The 18,321-nt window shown below is 28.9% G+C and carries 11 protein-coding genes; 10 read left to right on the top strand and 1 reads right to left on the bottom strand.

Annotated elements, in window-relative coordinates:
- The first annotated feature begins 72 nt into the window (after positions 1–72).
- A complete protein-coding gene (locus ESOMN_RS02630) occupies positions 73–1,830 on the top strand; it encodes a ribonuclease J (protein WP_024863414.1) in 1,758 nt (585 codons plus the stop codon).
- A 33-nt stretch (positions 1,831–1,863) separates the two neighbouring features.
- Here ESOMN_RS02630 and ESOMN_RS02625 read toward each other — a convergent pair whose 3' ends face one another.
- Positions 1,864–2,337, bottom strand: a complete 474-nt coding sequence (locus ESOMN_RS02625) for a hypothetical protein (RefSeq protein WP_024863413.1) — start codon at positions 2,335–2,337, stop codon at positions 1,864–1,866.
- Positions 2,338–2,599: 262 nt separating this feature from the next.
- Here ESOMN_RS02625 and oppB point away from each other — a divergent pair, with 262 nt between their 5' ends.
- From oppB to ESOMN_RS02580, 9 genes are all read left to right on the top strand, one after another.
- Entirely contained in the window at positions 2,600–3,850 is a 1,251-nt protein-coding gene (gene oppB / locus ESOMN_RS02620; RefSeq protein ID WP_034942344.1) for an oligopeptide ABC transporter permease OppB, read from the top strand.
- Between the two features lie 55 nt (positions 3,851–3,905).
- Positions 3,906–4,895 carry an oligopeptide ABC transporter permease OppC gene (gene oppC / locus ESOMN_RS02615; protein WP_024863411.1) on the top strand — a complete coding sequence of 330 codons (990 nt, stop codon included), beginning with the start codon at positions 3,906–3,908 and terminating at the stop codon, positions 4,893–4,895.
- 26 nt (positions 4,896–4,921) lie between these two features.
- A complete protein-coding gene (oppD, locus tag ESOMN_RS02610; protein WP_024863410.1) occupies positions 4,922–6,622 on the top strand; it encodes an oligopeptide ABC transporter ATP-binding protein OppD in 1,701 nt (566 codons plus the stop codon).
- A 1-nt stretch (position 6,623) separates the two neighbouring features.
- Positions 6,624–8,480 carry an ATP-binding cassette domain-containing protein gene (locus tag ESOMN_RS03900; RefSeq protein WP_024863409.1) on the top strand — a complete coding sequence of 619 codons (1,857 nt, stop codon included), beginning with the start codon at positions 6,624–6,626 and terminating at the stop codon, positions 8,478–8,480.
- A 26-nt stretch (positions 8,481–8,506) separates the two neighbouring features.
- A complete protein-coding gene (gene oppA / locus ESOMN_RS02600) occupies positions 8,507–11,146 on the top strand; it encodes an oligopeptide ABC transporter substrate-binding protein OppA (protein ID WP_024863408.1) in 2,640 nt (879 codons plus the stop codon).
- A 427-nt stretch (positions 11,147–11,573) separates the two neighbouring features.
- Positions 11,574–12,608: a class 1b ribonucleoside-diphosphate reductase subunit beta gene (nrdF, locus tag ESOMN_RS02595; RefSeq protein WP_024863407.1), complete on the top strand. Its 1,035-nt coding sequence runs from the start codon at positions 11,574–11,576 to the stop codon at positions 12,606–12,608.
- Between the two features lie 2 nt (positions 12,609–12,610).
- Positions 12,611–13,084 carry a class Ib ribonucleoside-diphosphate reductase assembly flavoprotein NrdI gene (gene nrdI / locus ESOMN_RS02590; RefSeq protein ID WP_024863406.1) on the top strand — a complete coding sequence of 158 codons (474 nt, stop codon included), beginning with the start codon at positions 12,611–12,613 and terminating at the stop codon, positions 13,082–13,084.
- Positions 13,071–15,227, top strand: coding sequence for a class 1b ribonucleoside-diphosphate reductase subunit alpha (nrdE, locus tag ESOMN_RS02585; RefSeq protein WP_024863405.1), 2,157 nt, complete (start codon positions 13,071–13,073; stop codon positions 15,225–15,227). The genes nrdI and nrdE overlap by 14 nt, the downstream gene beginning before the upstream one ends.
- A 118-nt stretch (positions 15,228–15,345) precedes the next feature.
- Complete coding sequence (locus ESOMN_RS02580) at positions 15,346–18,306, top strand: DNA translocase FtsK (RefSeq protein WP_051445518.1); 2,961 nt, start codon at positions 15,346–15,348, stop codon at positions 18,304–18,306.
- The last annotated feature ends 15 nt before the right edge of the window (positions 18,307–18,321 follow it).

Here is an 18,321-nt window from a genome sequence, read left to right as displayed (position 1 = left end):
GTTTATCGCGATTCGAAAACTTTTTATAAAATTAATTTAATTTAATAAAATTTAATAGAAAAGAGGAATAAAATGGCAAACATTAGATTTATTGCAATCGGTGGTCAAGATGAAAGGGGTAAAAACCTTTTTGCATTAGAAATTGAAAAGGATTTATTTATTCTAGATGCTGGGATTAAGTATCCAGAAAAAGGAATTTTGGGTGTGGATGTGGTTATTCCAAATCTAGAATTTTTAAAAGAAAATAAAAAACGAATTAAAGGGGTTTTTGTTACAAACCCAGCTTCATATAATGCAGGGGCAATATCTTATATATTAAAAGAAATGGATGTTCCGATTTACTGTAATGAATTAACAAGTTTAGTTTTACAAATTAAAAACCAAAAATTTAGATTAAAAAACAAAGATCAAAACTTTCATATAATAAACGATAAAGAAGTTTTAACTTTTGGAACAACTAAAGTTGAAATTTTTAGAACTACTTCAGCTTCCCCACAATCTTTTGGTTACGCTTTTCATACCGAAATTGGTGTTATTGTTTATGCCGGTGATTATATTATTGACGGGCAAGAGCAATCATATTTTTCAACAGATTTTTCACATTTAAACAAAATTGCTGAAAAGGGTGTTTTAGCTTTAATTTCTGATTCAGAATTTGCTAGCAGAATGGGTTACACTGTTCCAAATCATAAAATTGAAGGATATATAAGTGCTCCATTTAAAGAAAAGAAAACAAGAATTGCTGTTGGAATTTTTGAAGAAGATATTTTTAAATTGGGAGAAATAATTTTTCAAGCAAAAGAGAACGGTCGCAAAATCGCTGTTTATGGAACTACAATGACATCAATACTGTCATCAAATATGATTCATGAAAACTTAAAATTAACTAAAGAAGATATTTTTTCTGTTGCTGATTATATGCAATCAGAAAATGGAGTTTTAATCATTGCTGGAACTGGTGATGTGCTTTATTCTAAATTGGCTAAAATTGCAAACGGAAATGATGAAGTAATTGAATTTAATGAAAAAGATTTAATAATCATAGCAACTCCTCCAGCCCCAGGTGTTGAAAAAAGACATGCTCAAATTTTAGATGAATTAGCAAGAACTGATGCTAGAGTTATGGCTTTATCTGATAAAAACATTTGAGCAATGCATGCATCTTATGAAGACATTAAAGTAATGGCTTCAATAATGAAGCCAAAATACTTTGTGCCTGTAAAAGCTTTATTTAAGGATTTTTTAAAAGCTGAACAAGCAGCAATTGATGCTGGTGTTCAACCAGAAAACATTTTAACAATTGATAACGGACAGATTTTAGTCTTGTCAAAAAAAACATTAGCTATTTCAGAGCAAACAATTAAAGAGGGCGATGTTTATGTTGATGGAATTGGTGTTGGAGACATTGGGAGTGTTGTTTTAAATGAACGTAAACAATTAGCAACTGATGGTGTTATTATTGTTGGTGCTACTATTGATAGTCGCAATAAAGAACTTGTTTCTTTAATTGATACTCAAATGCGTGGGGTTATTTACATTAACGAAGAAAATCCAATTTTTAAAATTTTGCAAAAACAAATTGAAGAAATTATTATTAAAGGTCAAAATTTATTTAAAGAAAGTCCACAAGCTTATGATTTAAATCAAATTAAAAAAGACATTATTAGCAAAGTTCGCTCTTCAATTAAACAAGAATCTGGTAAGCAACCAATTGTTTTATCGATAATTAACGAAATTGATGGAAAAGATTTTGTTCCTAATATTAGATCAAATTGAAATAATAGAAATCAAAATATGAAAAATAAAAATAATTTTAATAGAAAAAAATAAAATAAAGGCAACTTATAAATTACAAGTTGCCTTTTAATATATTAAATTTGTCACAATTGTAATAATTAGCATTGGAATGAATGATAATAATAAAATTTTCTTGGTTAAATATATTTTTGCTTCTCAATCTTGGATTGTTCTTTGATATCTACGACGTCTATCATTAAAAAATTTTGCAGCTTCTTTATTACGAACAAAACCAATTACTCAATAAATTAAAAAAATCACCGAAGTATATGCCAAAGAAAATCAACCAGTCGCTTGTCAATTGGGTGCTTTTTCAGAATTAATTGCTAAATATCCAACAAGTCATGTTAAACCAGCTCCAATAACTACGATTGTTAAAACAATTAGTCAACTTGATCATTTTATCCTTTTGATTTGGTTGTAGTGGCTTAATTGTGAACGATTTGTATAAGTTTCATTAATAGCTTCAGCAACTTCGATTTCGTGAGTTTTCTTCTGCGAAAGACGATAATCTTTAAGCTTAGTCTTTTTGTTTTCCATTAAAATTCCTGCTTTCTTATTAATTAATTTATATTTTAACTTGAAAAAGTAAAAAATAGTGTGTATAGTAAATAAAAACCTTTAACTTATACAAATTTGATTTATATTCAACTTTTATATATATTAAAGAGAGAATTTATAGTTATATTAGTGACCTTTAGTCCTATTATAAAATTCAAGCAACCAAGCACTAAGGTTTCACCTTTTTGCGGATACCAAATATTTTATAGAAAAATTCGGATAGAAGAGGGGGCTAATATTTATGGCATTTTTTGTTAATACAGATTTAAATAATGAGAACAATAAAATTAAGCAAATTGATTTAGATTTAGAATCGTTAGATTTTAATTTAGATGAAGAATTAATTGATGCTAAAACATCTTCTTTAAAATCTTTTCAATACTGATACGAGGATATATCAGCGAATATTTACAAATATTTTGTTCATCGCCCCTTAATTGGTTATTCATTCAAACGTATTATTTATGGATTAATGACCTTATTAGTAGCCGTTGTTATTTTATTTATTTTAGTAAGAATAGTAACTCCGGATACACAATACTTACCTGAAAATTGAAATAAAATGGGTTTAAATGAAGCACAGTTGCAAAGTTTACTTGACGAAAGAATGAAAAAGTTTGGAGTTTATGGACCAATAGGTGAACAATTGTTAAATTATTTAAAAAATATTTTCCCTTTGATTCCTAAAGAAATTCCAGTTGATTACGAATTTGCCTTAGTTAATAATGAAATTGTTAAAGTTTCAGAAGTTACTGAAACTAGATGAATATACTTAGGGGTTGTATCATCAACTTCAATTGCAACTCCGGAATCAGATGTTTTACAATTGTTTAGCAAAGCAATTCCATATTCATTAGCTTTTGGATCAGTAGCGGTATGTTTATCATATTTAATTGGTGTTCCGTTAGGAATTCAAGCGGCTAAGAAAAAAGGCAAAATCTTAGATTCAGCAATCAATGGATTTTCAGTGTTATTAGTAGCGGTTCCAGGGTTAGTAATCGTTTTAGGTCTTTACTTATTATCGGTATCTGGTTTAGGACAATCTGGATTATTTAGTTCTGGATCATTTTGAACTAAATTTTGACCAATAGTTGTTTTAATGCTAATGATGACACCAAGTACAATTATTTTAACTAGACGTTATGTAATTGATGAAATGACAGCAGATTACACTAAATTTGCCTACTCTAAAGGTTTGGGATCAACCAAAGTCTTCTATGTTCACATTTTTAGAAATGCCGGAATAAGAATTTTAAAACAATTTCCATTAGATTTAGCAGTAACTTTATTTGGGGCTTCAATATTAACCGAACAGCAATGAGCTATTCCGGGAATGGCAAGATATATTGTTGCCGCAATCGGAGGAACTAAAGACTCATTTGTAATTTTAGGTTATGTATCTTTCGCTTCATTTATAACAATATTTTCATCATTAATTTCAGATTTATTTTTGGTAGCAATGGATCCACGTGTAAATCTGAATAAAAAATAATGAAACAAAATAAAACAAATTCAGAAAATATTAATTTTTAAAGGAGGTTTATTTCATGAAAATAGAAAAAGATATTGATCGTGATCGATTTAAAAAAATTAATAAAGTGAAATTTGATGAAATAGATAAATCCTTATTTACAGTGGTTGGAATTAAAAATAACGATTCTGAACATTTAGCTTCAAAACCTTATAGTTATTGAAAGACAGTTGGAAAATTATTAATAACTAATTGGACTTTTATTATATGTGTATCTTTATTATTAATTTTTATTGCTTTGGCAATATTTGTTCCAATCGGAAAAGAAGCAGTGCCTTCAAATCCAACTGATCGACCATCCAATACTGTAGCTAACCCTTCGTGGGAATATGTTTTTGGTTTAGGAGTACAAGGTGAAGACTTTTGAATTGAAATTTGAGCAGGAATGCGAACAACATTATTATTTGCATTATTACTAACAGTGATTCAAATTTCAATCGGAATTCTATTTGGTTCAATTTGGGGATACTTTAGAAAAACAGATATTTTATTTATTCAACTTACTAACTTTTTACAGTTAGTTCCACAATTAATTTTGTTATTGTTAGTAATTTTCTTATTAGGAAATGCTTACTGACCAATAATTTTCGGAATATCATTACAAGCTTGAATTAGTATGGCTTCAACAATCCGTGTGCAAATCATGTTGGTAAAAAATACAGATTATAATACAGCTTCAATTTCATTAGGGTCGAAACCTAATAAGATAATTAGAAAAAATATTATGCCAAAAATATTACCAGTAATTGTTCAAACAGGAGCGTTTGCTATTCCCAATGCAATTTCGATAGATTCCTCATTATCATTTTTAGGATTTGCTTTCACAGATGGTAAATCAACAACATCTTTAGGTAAAGTTTTAAATAACGTAATGGTTGGTTCTGCATGACAAGACCATCCGCATTTAATAATTATCCCGATTGTATTAATCACAACAGTATCAATTGTGTTCTTTTTAGTAGCAAAAGTGTTTGCAGACTCATTAGATCCTAAAAATCATCGTTAATAAAGAAAAAACATAGGAGAAACATTATGGAAAATAGAAATAAAATTTTATCTATTAAAGATTTAGTTGTTAAATTTCGTGTTCGATCACGTGTCTTAAGTTCAATTCGTAATGTTTCATTTGACATTTATGATGGTGAAACAATAGCAATTGTTGGTGAATCAGGATCAGGAAAATCTGTTTTAACAAAGACAATGACTAATATGCTTGAATCAAACGGTTACATTGCTAATGGAACAATAACTTATTATCCTAATGAAACTTCAAAAAACGATGAAAATTCATTTTTTAAAGAAGAAACTGATTTAGTTAAATTTCATAGAAACGCCTTAGCAAATGATTCTGTTAAAAGTATTGAAAAATATAACTTGGAAAAAATTAAAAATGCTAAAACCGAAATTAAAAAAATTAATACAACAAGTATTGAAAATTTAAAAATAAAAATTAGCAAATTGCAATCTAAAGCAGATGCAATTAAAGCTAAATATGAATTTTCAAATAATAGTAAAATGGTTAAATATGATCTTTTGAATGCTGAAATTCAAAAATTAAATAAATACATACAACTGAATTCTTCAAAGGTTTTAAAAGAAAACGAAATTTCGGATTTAAATTCATTAATTGAAACAGCTCAACAAGAAATTGTTAACTTTAAGAGAATTTCAGTAATCAAAAAATTTAAACTTAATAAAATTGTTAAATTTTTAGAGAACTATGCTAAAACTGGGGTTTTTGATCGTTTAGAATTTGATAAACATTTTGCTTATATTAAATCTTTAGAATATCTAAACGATGTAGAAAATAGTATTAAAAAAATTTTTAAAGAAATCAAAACTAAAAAGAAAATTTATGCTGAAGAGATTGAAGCTTTATCTGAGTTATGAAAATTTAATAAAAAAGCAACAATTGCAATTAAAATTAAAGCTCGTTCTAATTTGAAAAAATTGCGTGGAGGAACTATTGCTACAATTTTTCAAGATCCTATGACTTCTTTAAATCCACTTTTATCAGTTGGTTACCAAATTTGTGAAGTTTTAAGAACTCATCAAAACATGAATCATGCACAAGCTAAAATTGAAGCAATTAATTTAATGAAAAAAGTTGGAATCAATGATGCTGAAAAAAGATTTAAGGATATACCGGGTAAATACTCAGGAGGAATGAGACAACGTATAGTAATTGCGGTAGCTCTAGCATGTAAACCTAAAATTTTAATTTGTGATGAACCAACAACAGCACTTGATGTGACAATTCAAGCTCAAATTTTAGATTTAATTAAAGAATTAAAAGAAGAATATAGGCTAACAGTTATTTTTATTACTCACGATTTAGGTGTTGTTGCAAATATTGCTGATAGAGTAGCTGTGGTTTATGCGGGACAAATTATTGAATACGGAACAACAGAAGAAATTTTCTTCAATTCTCAACACCCTTATACCTGAGCATTATTATCTTCGTTGCCACAACTTGGTGAAAAAGGAGATGAATTATTTTCAATTAGTGGGACACCTCCATCATTATTTAACGAAATTAAAGGTGATGCTTTTGCTCCAAGAAATAAATTTGCTTTGGAAATTGATTACAAATATGAACCCCCATTCTTCGAAGTGAGTCAAACTCATAAAGCTAAAACATGGTTATTAGATCCTCGTTCTCCTAAAGTTGTTAAACCAAAACAATTAAGTCGTTTAAAAGCGGCTGTTTCAGCAGCAAAGGTAGGTGATTAATATGGCACGCAAAGACGCAATCATTAAAGTTCGTGACTTATTAATTGAGTTCGGTAATGGTAAGAAAAAAATTAAAGCTGTTAAAGGAGTTACTTTTGATGTTTACAAGGGTGAAACTTTTGGTTTAGTTGGAGAATCAGGATCAGGAAAAACAACTGTCGGACGTGCTGTAATGGGTATTCAACCATTAAGCGACGGAGCTATTTATTTTAAAAATAGAATGGCTTATGGAATGTCTCCAGATTTATTTAAATTAAATATAGCTATTCTAAAAAATTTGGATAAAATGAAATCAAATCAAGATACAACTACCCTTAGATTAAATACTTACTTAGAAGAATTTAAACGTGTTGATTATAAGTATACACAATCAAAATATTATGATTTCAAAACCAAAACTTTAAAAGAATATCCAGATGGAGTATCAAGAATTATTCCTGAAGGAGTTAATCTTAAAAAAACTAAATTAGTAACTCATAAAAAAGATGCTAATTTATCATTTGTGAAAGTTGCTGTTAAAGATAATTTAAAAAGTTTATTAAAGATTTTAAGAATTCAACAAAAAACTTTAAGATTTATCGATTCAATATCTGACTGAATCGATATAGATAAAGAATTAGATTTAGCAATCAATAAGTATCAAAAGGAAACTTATAACTTAGTTGCAGGGATTAAAGAATTAGAAAACAAAATTTGAAATGCTTTAGAAAAAATGTCAAAAATTAAACAAGATGTGATTGAGGGTAAATCAAATTCTGTTTCAAAATTCTTTAATGATTTAGGAACTGAATTAAAAGAAATAATTACTTTACATAAATCAATTTCAACTCTAATAAAAATGGCTGAAAATGAACAATTTATCAATATCGCATTAACTTCACCTTCAAGATTAAGGAATAAATACAAAAATCAAATTGAACAAAAAATTCAAAAACATAAAAACCAAAATAATATTTTAATGGCTGAAAAATATCAAAACATTTTAGAATTAATGAATCTCAAAAATATTCAAGAGCAAATTAAAAAATCAGAAATTTTTGAAATGCCAAATGCAAAACGCCAAAGAAATTTAAAAAAAGAAATGCAAATGATTTTTCAGGATCCTGCTTCTTCATTGAATGAACGTATGGCAATTGAACAAATTATTGCTGAAGGTTTAGACAACTTTCCAGAATTATATAAAAATGAAGATGCAGCAAATGCTTACATGGAGTGATTTAATTCTAACGAAGATGCAAAAGCCGGAACAATTAAAAGAAGTGATGTTAAATGAAAAGATGTTAAACACTTTTTGGTATTACAATTGTTAACAACAGTTGGTATGCTTCCGGAACATTTATCAAGATATCCACATGAATTTTCGGGTGGTCAACGACAACGTATCGGGATTGCGAGAGCTTTAGTAATGAAACCAAGTTTCATTGTTGCCGATGAACCTATTTCAGCATTAGATGTTTCAATTCGTGCTCAGGTAATGAATTTGTTAGCTAAATTTCAACAAGAACTTGATTTGACTTACATTTTTATCGCTCATGACTTATCGGTTGTAAGATTCGTAGCTGATCGAATCGCGGTTATTTATCGTGGGGATATCGTGGAATTAGCTGAGGCTGATGAATTGTTTTACAATCCATTACATCCTTATACCAAATCATTGCTAAGTGCAGTCCCACTACCTGACCCAGAACAAGAAAGAAAAAAAGTTCATTATAAATATGAACCAGAAATTGAACATTCTGATTATTTAGTAGATTTTCCACAATGAGTAGAAGTAAAAAACGGTCATTTTATTTATGCTAATGAACGTGAATTAAAAGCATATAAAAAAGCATATAACGAATACGAAAAAAACAAATAATTTTTAAAAAGAAAGGTGGCAAAATTATGAAAAAAATATTATTATCTTTGGCAGCTTTTGCCATCGTAGGTTCTAGTGCAGTATCGGTTGTGGCTTGTGGTCCTGTAAATTTCAATTCCTTATTAACAAGACGAGAAAGTGATAATATCTTTAAAGGAACTTTTAAAGCACCGATGACATATTATTCAAGTGCAACTACAATGCAAAGTGAAGATTCGGCAATTATATCTAATTTAGTGGATACCTTATTAGCCGGAGATGAACATAACAATTATCAAGGAGATTTAGCAGATCGTTGAGCAAGTAATGCAGATTCAACTAAATTTTATTTTCATGTTCGTGACGAAATATCTGATCCTGGTAATGTGCCAACTTGAGTTGATATTAATCAAAATGTGATTGATAAAGTTGATGCTAATGACATGCTTAATACAATGCGTTATATTTTTAATCCGAATAATATGTCGCAAACAACTTTTGCTTGAAGTACTATTATAAAAAATGGTGAAAAACTAAGCACCGCCATTGATCAATTAAGAACAAAAGATAGTGGAAAGTACAATGCAAAATTTGACCAAAATGCAGGAACTGGTGATGAAACTCAAAAAACAAATGCAAATCGTAATATTGACAGATTCATTTTAGCATTTAATGTAACAGAAGAATTAGACGCAGCAAGAGAAAAAGCGCTTTCTAGTATAACAGATGAAGAATTATTAGTTGAATCTCAAGCAGAAGGTAAAATGATGCAAATTGCTAATAAACCAAATGAGTTCGCTAATAATGATATGGTGGTAACGGAAGGTCAAGAAAAATTTGATCCAAATTTAGTTGTTCACTTGCAAAAACCAACTCCTTACTTTGAAGGTTTGGCGGCTTTTCTAGCGTGAGCTCCTATCCCTGATAGAGCAGTGCAATATTATCAAGATTGAAGTTCGGCTGGTTATAACTATGCATCAAAAGGTTTTGAAAATATTTTATATTCATCAGCATATGTAATTGAAAATTACGAACCAACGCAAACCATTAGATTAACTAAAAATAATAATTACTTTAATAAAGATAATGTCTTTATTGACAAGGCTATTTATTCATACACAGGTGGAACTGATGTTTCTAAAGCAAGAATGTTATTTGAAGCAGGAGATATTAGTGAGGTTACTTTCTCACCGAGTGATGCTGCTGGATGAAGCAAATATGTTGGTGAAAACACTGAAAATCCTAAATTTGAAGGATCACATTCAGTTACAAAATTAAATGGAACAACTTTCGAACTTTTATATAACTTTAATAATACAGATGAAAAATATGCTGATGCAAATAAAGCTTTGGCTTTAAATTCAGTAAGACAATTTTTGGCTTATAGAATGAATCGTTCTTACATTGCTAAATATTACTCTGAAGCAATGGATGGCGGAAATAAAACTTCAAAATTAGTGAGAAATATTTTTACTTCAAAAAATACAACCACTGTAGACAAACAAACAAACACTGATATTGATAAAACAGACAAAGAAAGAGCAAGCATAAAATATGATTATGTTGATTACTACAATGATATTTATTCAAGTCAATATAATAATATACCGTCTCCAGAAGTGCACCCTTCAGATGACAAGGGGCAATATTTAACCAATCTTTGATCTTCTTTAGGAGACATCAAACCAACAGATGAACAAATTAATAATTGAAAAGCAAAATTTGCTAATCTCTCTGATGGAATTGATGCTTACTTAGATAACGATTTAATTGGTGTGCAAGCTTTTTTAATTATGGATGATCAAGGTAATGAAACGGTGGCAGAAGCTGATAAAGCTGATTTAACGAATTTTATTAAACACTTTGGCAAATATGAATATGAAGATTTAAAAGCTAAAACAGAATTAATTATTAGTAAGATTAAAAGAGATTTAAAAGCAGTACTTGGTAAAGAATCTGTGACAATTCAATGAATGACAAGCGGAGCAACAGCAACCACTGTAAATTTACGTGTCAATGACATTATTGGAGCTTTTGTTGATACTCAAAAAGATTTTGGTATTGCAAATCCATTGAACATTGTGCAAACCCCAACTACTGATAATTCTGAATTTTCTAAAAAACAAAATGAAGGTGCATTTAGCATTATGATATCAGGATGATCTCCAGATTTTGCTGATCCTGCTAACTTCTTGAATACTGTTACTCTTGGAGGATCGTTTGATGCATTCTTTGGTTGATCAAAACTATTTAAAAAAGGCGAAGGTGGGAAAATAGATTTTATTTCTACAGATGTTAATGAACAAAAAGCATTTATGGATTTAAAAAATCGTTTTCAACAGTTTAGTAAATTAATGGTTGATGGAGATAATGAGGGGGTTTTAGATACTAGAGCAAATAAATTAGCATTGGCTGAATTATCTGGTGTTATGAGATCACAATTCTTATTACCAATTTATGCTCCAGTAGCTGACAAAACTCCTTCGATGACCTATGTTGATGTATTTACACGTTCAACTCAACCATCAGGACAAGCCGTTTATCGTTTAATAGGGGTAAAGATGCTATCAAAACTTTGAAATAGAGAAGAATACAACAAAGCTAAAACTAAGTTTGAAAATGAAGAATTTAGTTATCCTGCTTCTTACCCACGTGGGCACAATGGTAAAGATAAATTAGGTGATTAATTAGCTAATTTATTAACTTTGAAATATTAAAGCGAAAGTTTTTAAAGCTTTCGCTTTTTAATCTATTTTTATCGTCAAATTAATAAAGGTTATAACATATTTTTCCACAAAGTGGAAAAGTGAATAACAAAATTTAAGTTTGTAAATAAAAATAATTTCCGTTTTTAAATTTTGTTCAAAAAGTTTTTTTATTGTGTTTTTTTCTAATTTTTTTTAGTTATAATTTTCATTACATACTCAACAGAACTTTTTGTGGGTATTAAAAAAATTAACTTATTTTGAGTTAACGAAATAAACAACTATAATCAAATCTTATTGCTTATGCAATTTAAAGCTTTGTTTAAATTTATATACAAATAATAATTAATTAAAAATTTTACAAATTGTATATTTACCAATTAATTAGTTAGAAGGAGGATAACCAAAAATGGAAGATATTAAAAATATCGGCAAAAATCAATATTATAAAGAATCAGTTTCACCACTAGAATTTGCTTTAAACGGGTTTAAGGGTAATATTCGTTCAATCAATTGAAATGTTATTAATGATAATAAGGATTTAGAAGTTTGAAATCGCATTACTCAGAATTTTTGATTACCAGAAAAAATTCCTGTTTCAAACGATTTAACATCATGAAAAACATTAACTCCTAATTGACAGCAATTAGTAACGAGAACCTTTACAGGTTTAACGCTTTTAGATACTGTTCAGGCAACAATTGGAGACACTAGCCAAATGCAAAACTCATTAACTGATCATGAACAAGTAATTTATACAAACTTTGCATTCATGGTGGGTGTTCATGCACGAAGTTATGGAACAATTTTTTCAACTTTATGTTCAAGCGAACAGATTGAAGAAGCTCATGCTTGAGTTGTGCAATCAAAAACCTTACAAGAACGTGCTAAGGCCTTAATTCCTTATTATGTGGGCAATGATCCCTTTAAATCTAAGGTTGCAGCAGCTTTAATGCCTGGGTTCTTGCTATATGGAGGATTTTATTTGCCTTTTTATTTATCTTCAAGAGCTAAAATGCCTAATACATCTGACATAGTGCGTTTAATTTTGAGAGATAAAGTTATTCATAATTATTATAGTGGTTATAAATACCAACAAAAATTAAAGGCACTGAGTCCTGAAAAACAAGAGGAAATGAAAAAATTTGTTTTTGATGTGATGTATGAATTAATAGATTTAGAAAAAAAATATTTATATGAATTATACGAAGGTTTCGATATTGCCGAAGATGCTATTAAATTCAGCATTTATAATGCAGGTAAATTTTTACAAAATTTAGGATATGATTCACCATTCACAGAAGAGGAAACAACAATAAAATCAGAAATTTTTGCTCAATTGTCAGCAAGAGCAGATGAAAATCATGATTTCTTTTCTGGAAATGGATCAAGTTATGTTATGGGTGTTAGTGAAGAAACTGAAGACGACGATTGAGAGTTTTAATTATGCACAAAGACCTTGTTAGAGTAAATACTGAACAAATCTTTTTACCAACTGGAGAAATTTGCGTTGTTTATTTTTCTTCGACTTCAAATAACACACACCGTTTTATTCAAAAATTAAACTTTACCAATTTTCGCATTCCTTGCGAAATTGAAGAAGAAATATCTGTTAATCAAGATTATGTAATTGTTTGCCCAACTTATAGTGGTGGGGGCGAACTGACTAGTGGAGCTGTTCCTAAACAAGTAATTAAATTTTTAAATAATGAAAATAATCGTAAATATTGTCGTGGTGTTATTGCATCGGGAAATACCAATTTTGGTGACACCTTCGCAATTGCAGGACCTATTTTATCTAAAAAATTAAATGTACCATTGTTATATCAATTTGAACTCTTAGGAACAAATCAAGATGTTCTAAGCATTCAAAATATTATTAATAATTTCTGAGGAGTGACTAAAAATGAAACCCAATAATAACAATAATAATTCACTATTTGCCAATGATGATTACATTAATTTAAATGCTAAATCTAAAATTTTTTCAGGAAATAGTGATAATTATCACTTAGACCGTGAAGCGGCACTTTTATATCGTAAAAATCATATCGAACCAAATACAATGAAATTTGATTCCTTTGAACAGCGCATTAATTACTTAATTAAAAATGAGTATTATGAAGCTGATTTAATTAAGAAATATAATCTTGATGATTTAGAAAAAATAACAAATTATGCTTTAAGTTTTAAGCACCAATTTCCAAGTTTTATGGGAATTTTAAAATTTTACAACGCTTATGGTTTAAAAACTTTTGATAGCCAACAATATTTAGAACATTATGAAGATCGTGTAGTTATGAATGCAATTTTTTTTGCTGATGGTAATGTTGAAATTGCAAAAAAATTAGTTAAAGAATTAATGACAGGAAGATTTCAACCTGCAACCCCAACTTTTTTGAATGCTGGTAAAAAACAACGTGGAGAATATACAAGTTGTTATTTACTGCGTGTTGAAGATAACATGGAATCAATCGGAAGATCAATTACAACTTCCCTACAACTATCAAAACGTGGTGGAGGGGTTGCTTTATGTTTAACTAATTTACGAGAGTTTGGAGCTCCAATTAAACATATCGAAAATCAAGCTACCGGAATTGTGCCTGTAATGAAATTACTAGAAGATAGTTTTTCTTATGCAAACCAATTAGGTCAACGTCAAGGAGCAGGGGCTGTTTATTTATCAGCTCACCATCCTGAAATTTTAACTTTTTTAGATACTAAGCGCGAAAATGCAGATGAAAAAATTCGCATTAAATCATTATCATTAGGAATTGTCGTTCCAGATATTACTTTTGAATTAGCAAAAAACAACCAAGAAATGGCTTTGTTTAGTCCTTATGACGTTGAAAAAGTTTACAAAAAACCATTAAGTGATATTTCCATTACTCAAGAGTATGAAAATATGGTTAAAAACGAGAATATCAAAAAAACTTATATTAATGCTCGTAAATTATTTCAAATGATTGCTGAATTACATTTCGAAAGTGGATATCCTTATTTATTGTTTGATGATACTGTTAATAATCGTAATGCGCATCCAAATCGTATTGTGATGTCAAATTTGTGTAGTGAAATTGCTCAACCAAACACAATGAGCGAAATGAGCGATGACCTTAGTTACACTAAAATCGGAGAAGATGTTTGTTGTAATTTAGGAAGTTTAAATATTGATAAAGCAATGAAATCTGGAAGCGAATTTGAAGAAATGATTTACAATTCAATTTATGCTTTAGATCATGTCTCTAGAAAAACTGATTTACGTTCAGCACCAAGTATAGAAGCAGGAAATAAAAATAATCATGCTGTAGGTTTAGGAGCAATGAATCTGCATGGGTTTTTAGCAACAAATAAAATAAATTATAATTCTCCTGAAGCAATTGATTTCACTAATATCTTTTTTTACACAATTGCTTTTTATGCTTTTAAAGCTTCAAATGGTTTAGCTAAAATTTATGGTAAATTTGTAAATTTTGATAAAACCAAATTTGCAACAGGTGATTATTTTGATAAATATACAAAATGTTCAAATGACAAATGAACTATTGGGACAACTCGTATTCAAGAAATTTTTAAAGAATACAATGTTCAAGTTCCTACTCAAGAAGATTGAATTAATCTTGTTGAAGAAATCAAGAAATCAGGACTTGCTAATTCTCATTTACTAGCAGTAGCCCCAACTGGTTCGATTAGTTATTTATCAAGTTGTACACCAAGTTTACAACCTGTTGTCTCAAGTGTAGAAGTTCGTAAAGAAGGTAAATTAGGAAGAGTATATGTTCCTGCTTACAACATTAATTTTGACAATATGCAATATTATGCTTTTGGAGCATACGAATTAGGACCTAATCCAATAATTGACATTGTCGCAGCTGCTCAGCAACATGTTGATCAAGCTATTTCTTTAACATTATTTATGAACGACACTGCTACAACTCGTGATTTAAATAAAGCTTATATCCGTGCTTTTACTAAAGGTTGTGCATCAATTTATTATGTAAGAATTCGTCAAGAAATATTAGAAGATTCTGAAAATTATGAATGTGATTCTTGTGTTATCTAATAACTACTAAAAAATGCACTAAGAAAGTGCATTTTTTTATATTAAAGGAAACTTAATCTTGTCAGGTTCTAGATTTGTTATAATTTATTAAAGTCAAATAATGAAAAGGTGTATTGAAATGATTAAAGAATCAAAAAATTCAAAAAACTTAAATAGTGAAAACAAAATTGAAGGCAAAGTTTATGCTAATTATGATTTTAATGAAGAAAGAACTATTGCTTTTGAAACTAAAAAGAAAAAATATAAACAAGATTCGATCGCTTGAATGATTTGGGGTCTTGTCTTATTTTTCTTTACAATTTTTTCAGCGGGAAGAATAACCGTTGTTGGTCAGTTTTTTGATGATTCAATTTTTAATTTAATTTTTGGATGATTCAAATTTCCAATTTATCTTTTACTTTTTTTTGTAGATATTTGTATTTATTCGGGTATTCGTTTTAAGTTTAAAAAACGTTTTTTAGGAATGATTGTTTTAACATCACTTCTATTAATGTGAATTATTTCATTATCATTAATGTTAAATATATATGTGAATAAAATTGTTGTTGACAATATTACTTTTGACAAATTGTGATCCAATTCAGCCTTTAGTGATACTTTCAATATTTATTGAAAAAATTGATTGCAAAATTCTATATATGGCTCAAATTATGGAATTGATAAAATGGACTTTTTAATGAGCTCTAAAGGATATTTTAATTTATATGCTGGAGGTGGAGCATTCGGAAGCATTTTGACAGGTCTTTCGCTTTATTTATCAATTCCTGGTGCCTATGTATTTTGAACTTTAATTGCCTTTTTTAATACATCTTGAATTTTTACTGGTAGCATGTTTTTCTTTTTGAAACCTAAAGCAAAAAGAAAAGGTAAGGCATTAAGAATATTATCGTTAAAAAATCGAAATAATCCTAATCTAAAAAATCAAGAAAACATCAAAATCGAAACCAAAGATAGCATGTGAAAATCTCTTAACGTTTTTGGAAAAGAATCTGAAGATGCAATTGCACAATCAGATTTAACAATTAAAATGCCATCATATAATCGTCATCAAGTTGAAGAATTAAAAGACTCAAATGATAGTTTAAAATTTTTGGAAGATGCCTTAAATGTTCCACACAAACTTAATCTTGATGACGACATTTTTTTAAAAGAAAACATTAATTCATTAGAAAATTTGGAACAAAACAACAATTTTTTCAAATCTAGAAGACAAAGAGATCAACTAAAAACTAATGAAATAAGTGCAACAAATGAACTATTCAATAAAAAGAACGATGTTTTTGAAATTTTAAACGATCAACCCCAAAACGGTAATTTTGGAGATATTGATCCTAATTTGGCGAGAAAATTGTTTGAACAGGAACAAAACGTTACTCCTTTTGGACCAAACAAAAAGATTGATAAAGAAATTGATTCAAATTTTGAAGATTTTATGGCAACATCAGAAATAGCTGTGGCAGAAACTATTGAAGATCAAGACATTTTATCGGATACTAATTTTTTTGAAGAACTTTTTGAAGATGACAAAATTTTAAGTAGTGAAAAAAAAGAAATTAATCAAAAAACTCTAAATATAATTGTTGAGCAACCGGAAATTAATGAAAATTTATCTTTTGATACTAAGCCAGTTATTTCAAAACCAATAATTAACATTAATTATCTTTTACCAAAATTAAATATTCTTACCAAAATTCCAAAAGATTGAGAAAAAGAACGTTTAAATAAAGAGAATGCTAATTTAAAAGCTTTAGCAATTGATGAAGTGTTTAATCAATTTAAAATCAAAGCAAAAGTTATTAATACTATAATTGGTCCAACGGTTACTAAATTTGAAATTCAACCAGAACCAGGGACAAAAGTAAATAGTATCACAGCTTTAGAAAATGATTTGAAATTAGCATTGGCTTCACAAAATATACGTTTAGAAGCGCCAATACAAGGCAAAAATTTAGTGGGTATTGAAATAGCTAATGGTAACGCCGAAATTGTTTCTATGCGCGAAATTATTGAATCAATTCCCGAAGAGCAAAACGAAGCTAAACTTTTATTTGTCTTAGGTAAAAACGTCTTAGGCGAACCTTTGACAGCAGAATTGAATAAAATGCCACATTTATTAGTAGCTGGTTCTACTGGTTCAGGTAAATCGGTAATGATTAATGCTTTGATTGTTTCGATATTATTAAGAGCAAAACCACATGAAGTTAAATTTTTAATGATTGATCCTAAAAAAGTTGAATTATCAATTTATTCAAATTTGCCACATATGTTATGTCCGGTAATTTCTGATATGCGAGAAGCATCACAAGCTTTAAAAATGATTGTTGCCGAAATGGAAAGAAGATATGAATTATTTGCTAAACAAGGGTCAAGAAATATTGAAGGTTATAACAAAAAGAATGAGGAAAAGGATCGATTACCTTTCTTTGTTGTCATAATTGATGAATTGGCTGATTTAATGATGACTGGAGATCGTAAAAGTGTCGAAGAATCAATAATGAGAATCACGCAAATGGCTAGAGCTGCTGGAATTCACTTGGTAGTTGCAACACAAAGACCAAGTGTGGATGTTATTACCGGTACAATTAAAACAAATATACCAACAAGAATTGCTTTTGCAGTAACTACAGGAACAGATTCAAGAACAATTCTTGATTCCATTGGTGCTGAAAAATTAATTGGTCGTGGAGATATGTTGTTTATGCCACCTGGTTCTTCAGAATTAATTAGAGCTCAAGGTGCTTATTTAAGTGATGAAGAAATAGAAAATATTGTTGATTATGTTAAAAATCAAGACATTGTTAATTATGATCCGACTTTCATTAATATAAATAAAAAGAATTCAAATATAGTATTTGAAAACAGTAATATTGGTGATGAATTATATGAACAAGTTAAACAATATGTAATTATTCATCAAAAAGCTTCAACATCTTTCTTACAAAGAAAATTTGGTTTAGGTCATAATCGTGCAGCCAACTTAATTGATCTTTTAGAAGCTAACGGTATTATCGGACCTTTTAACGGAGCAAAACCAAGAGAAGTATTAATTAAACCAAATAATGAATGAGAAGCATCGTAGATGCTTTTTATTTTA

The sequence above is a fragment of the Williamsoniiplasma somnilux genome, from assembly GCF_002804005.1.
Lineage (GTDB): Bacteria > Bacillota_I > Bacilli_A > Mycoplasmatales > Mycoplasmataceae > Williamsoniiplasma > Williamsoniiplasma somnilux.
This window is presented reverse-complemented; position numbering and strand designations above follow the sequence as displayed.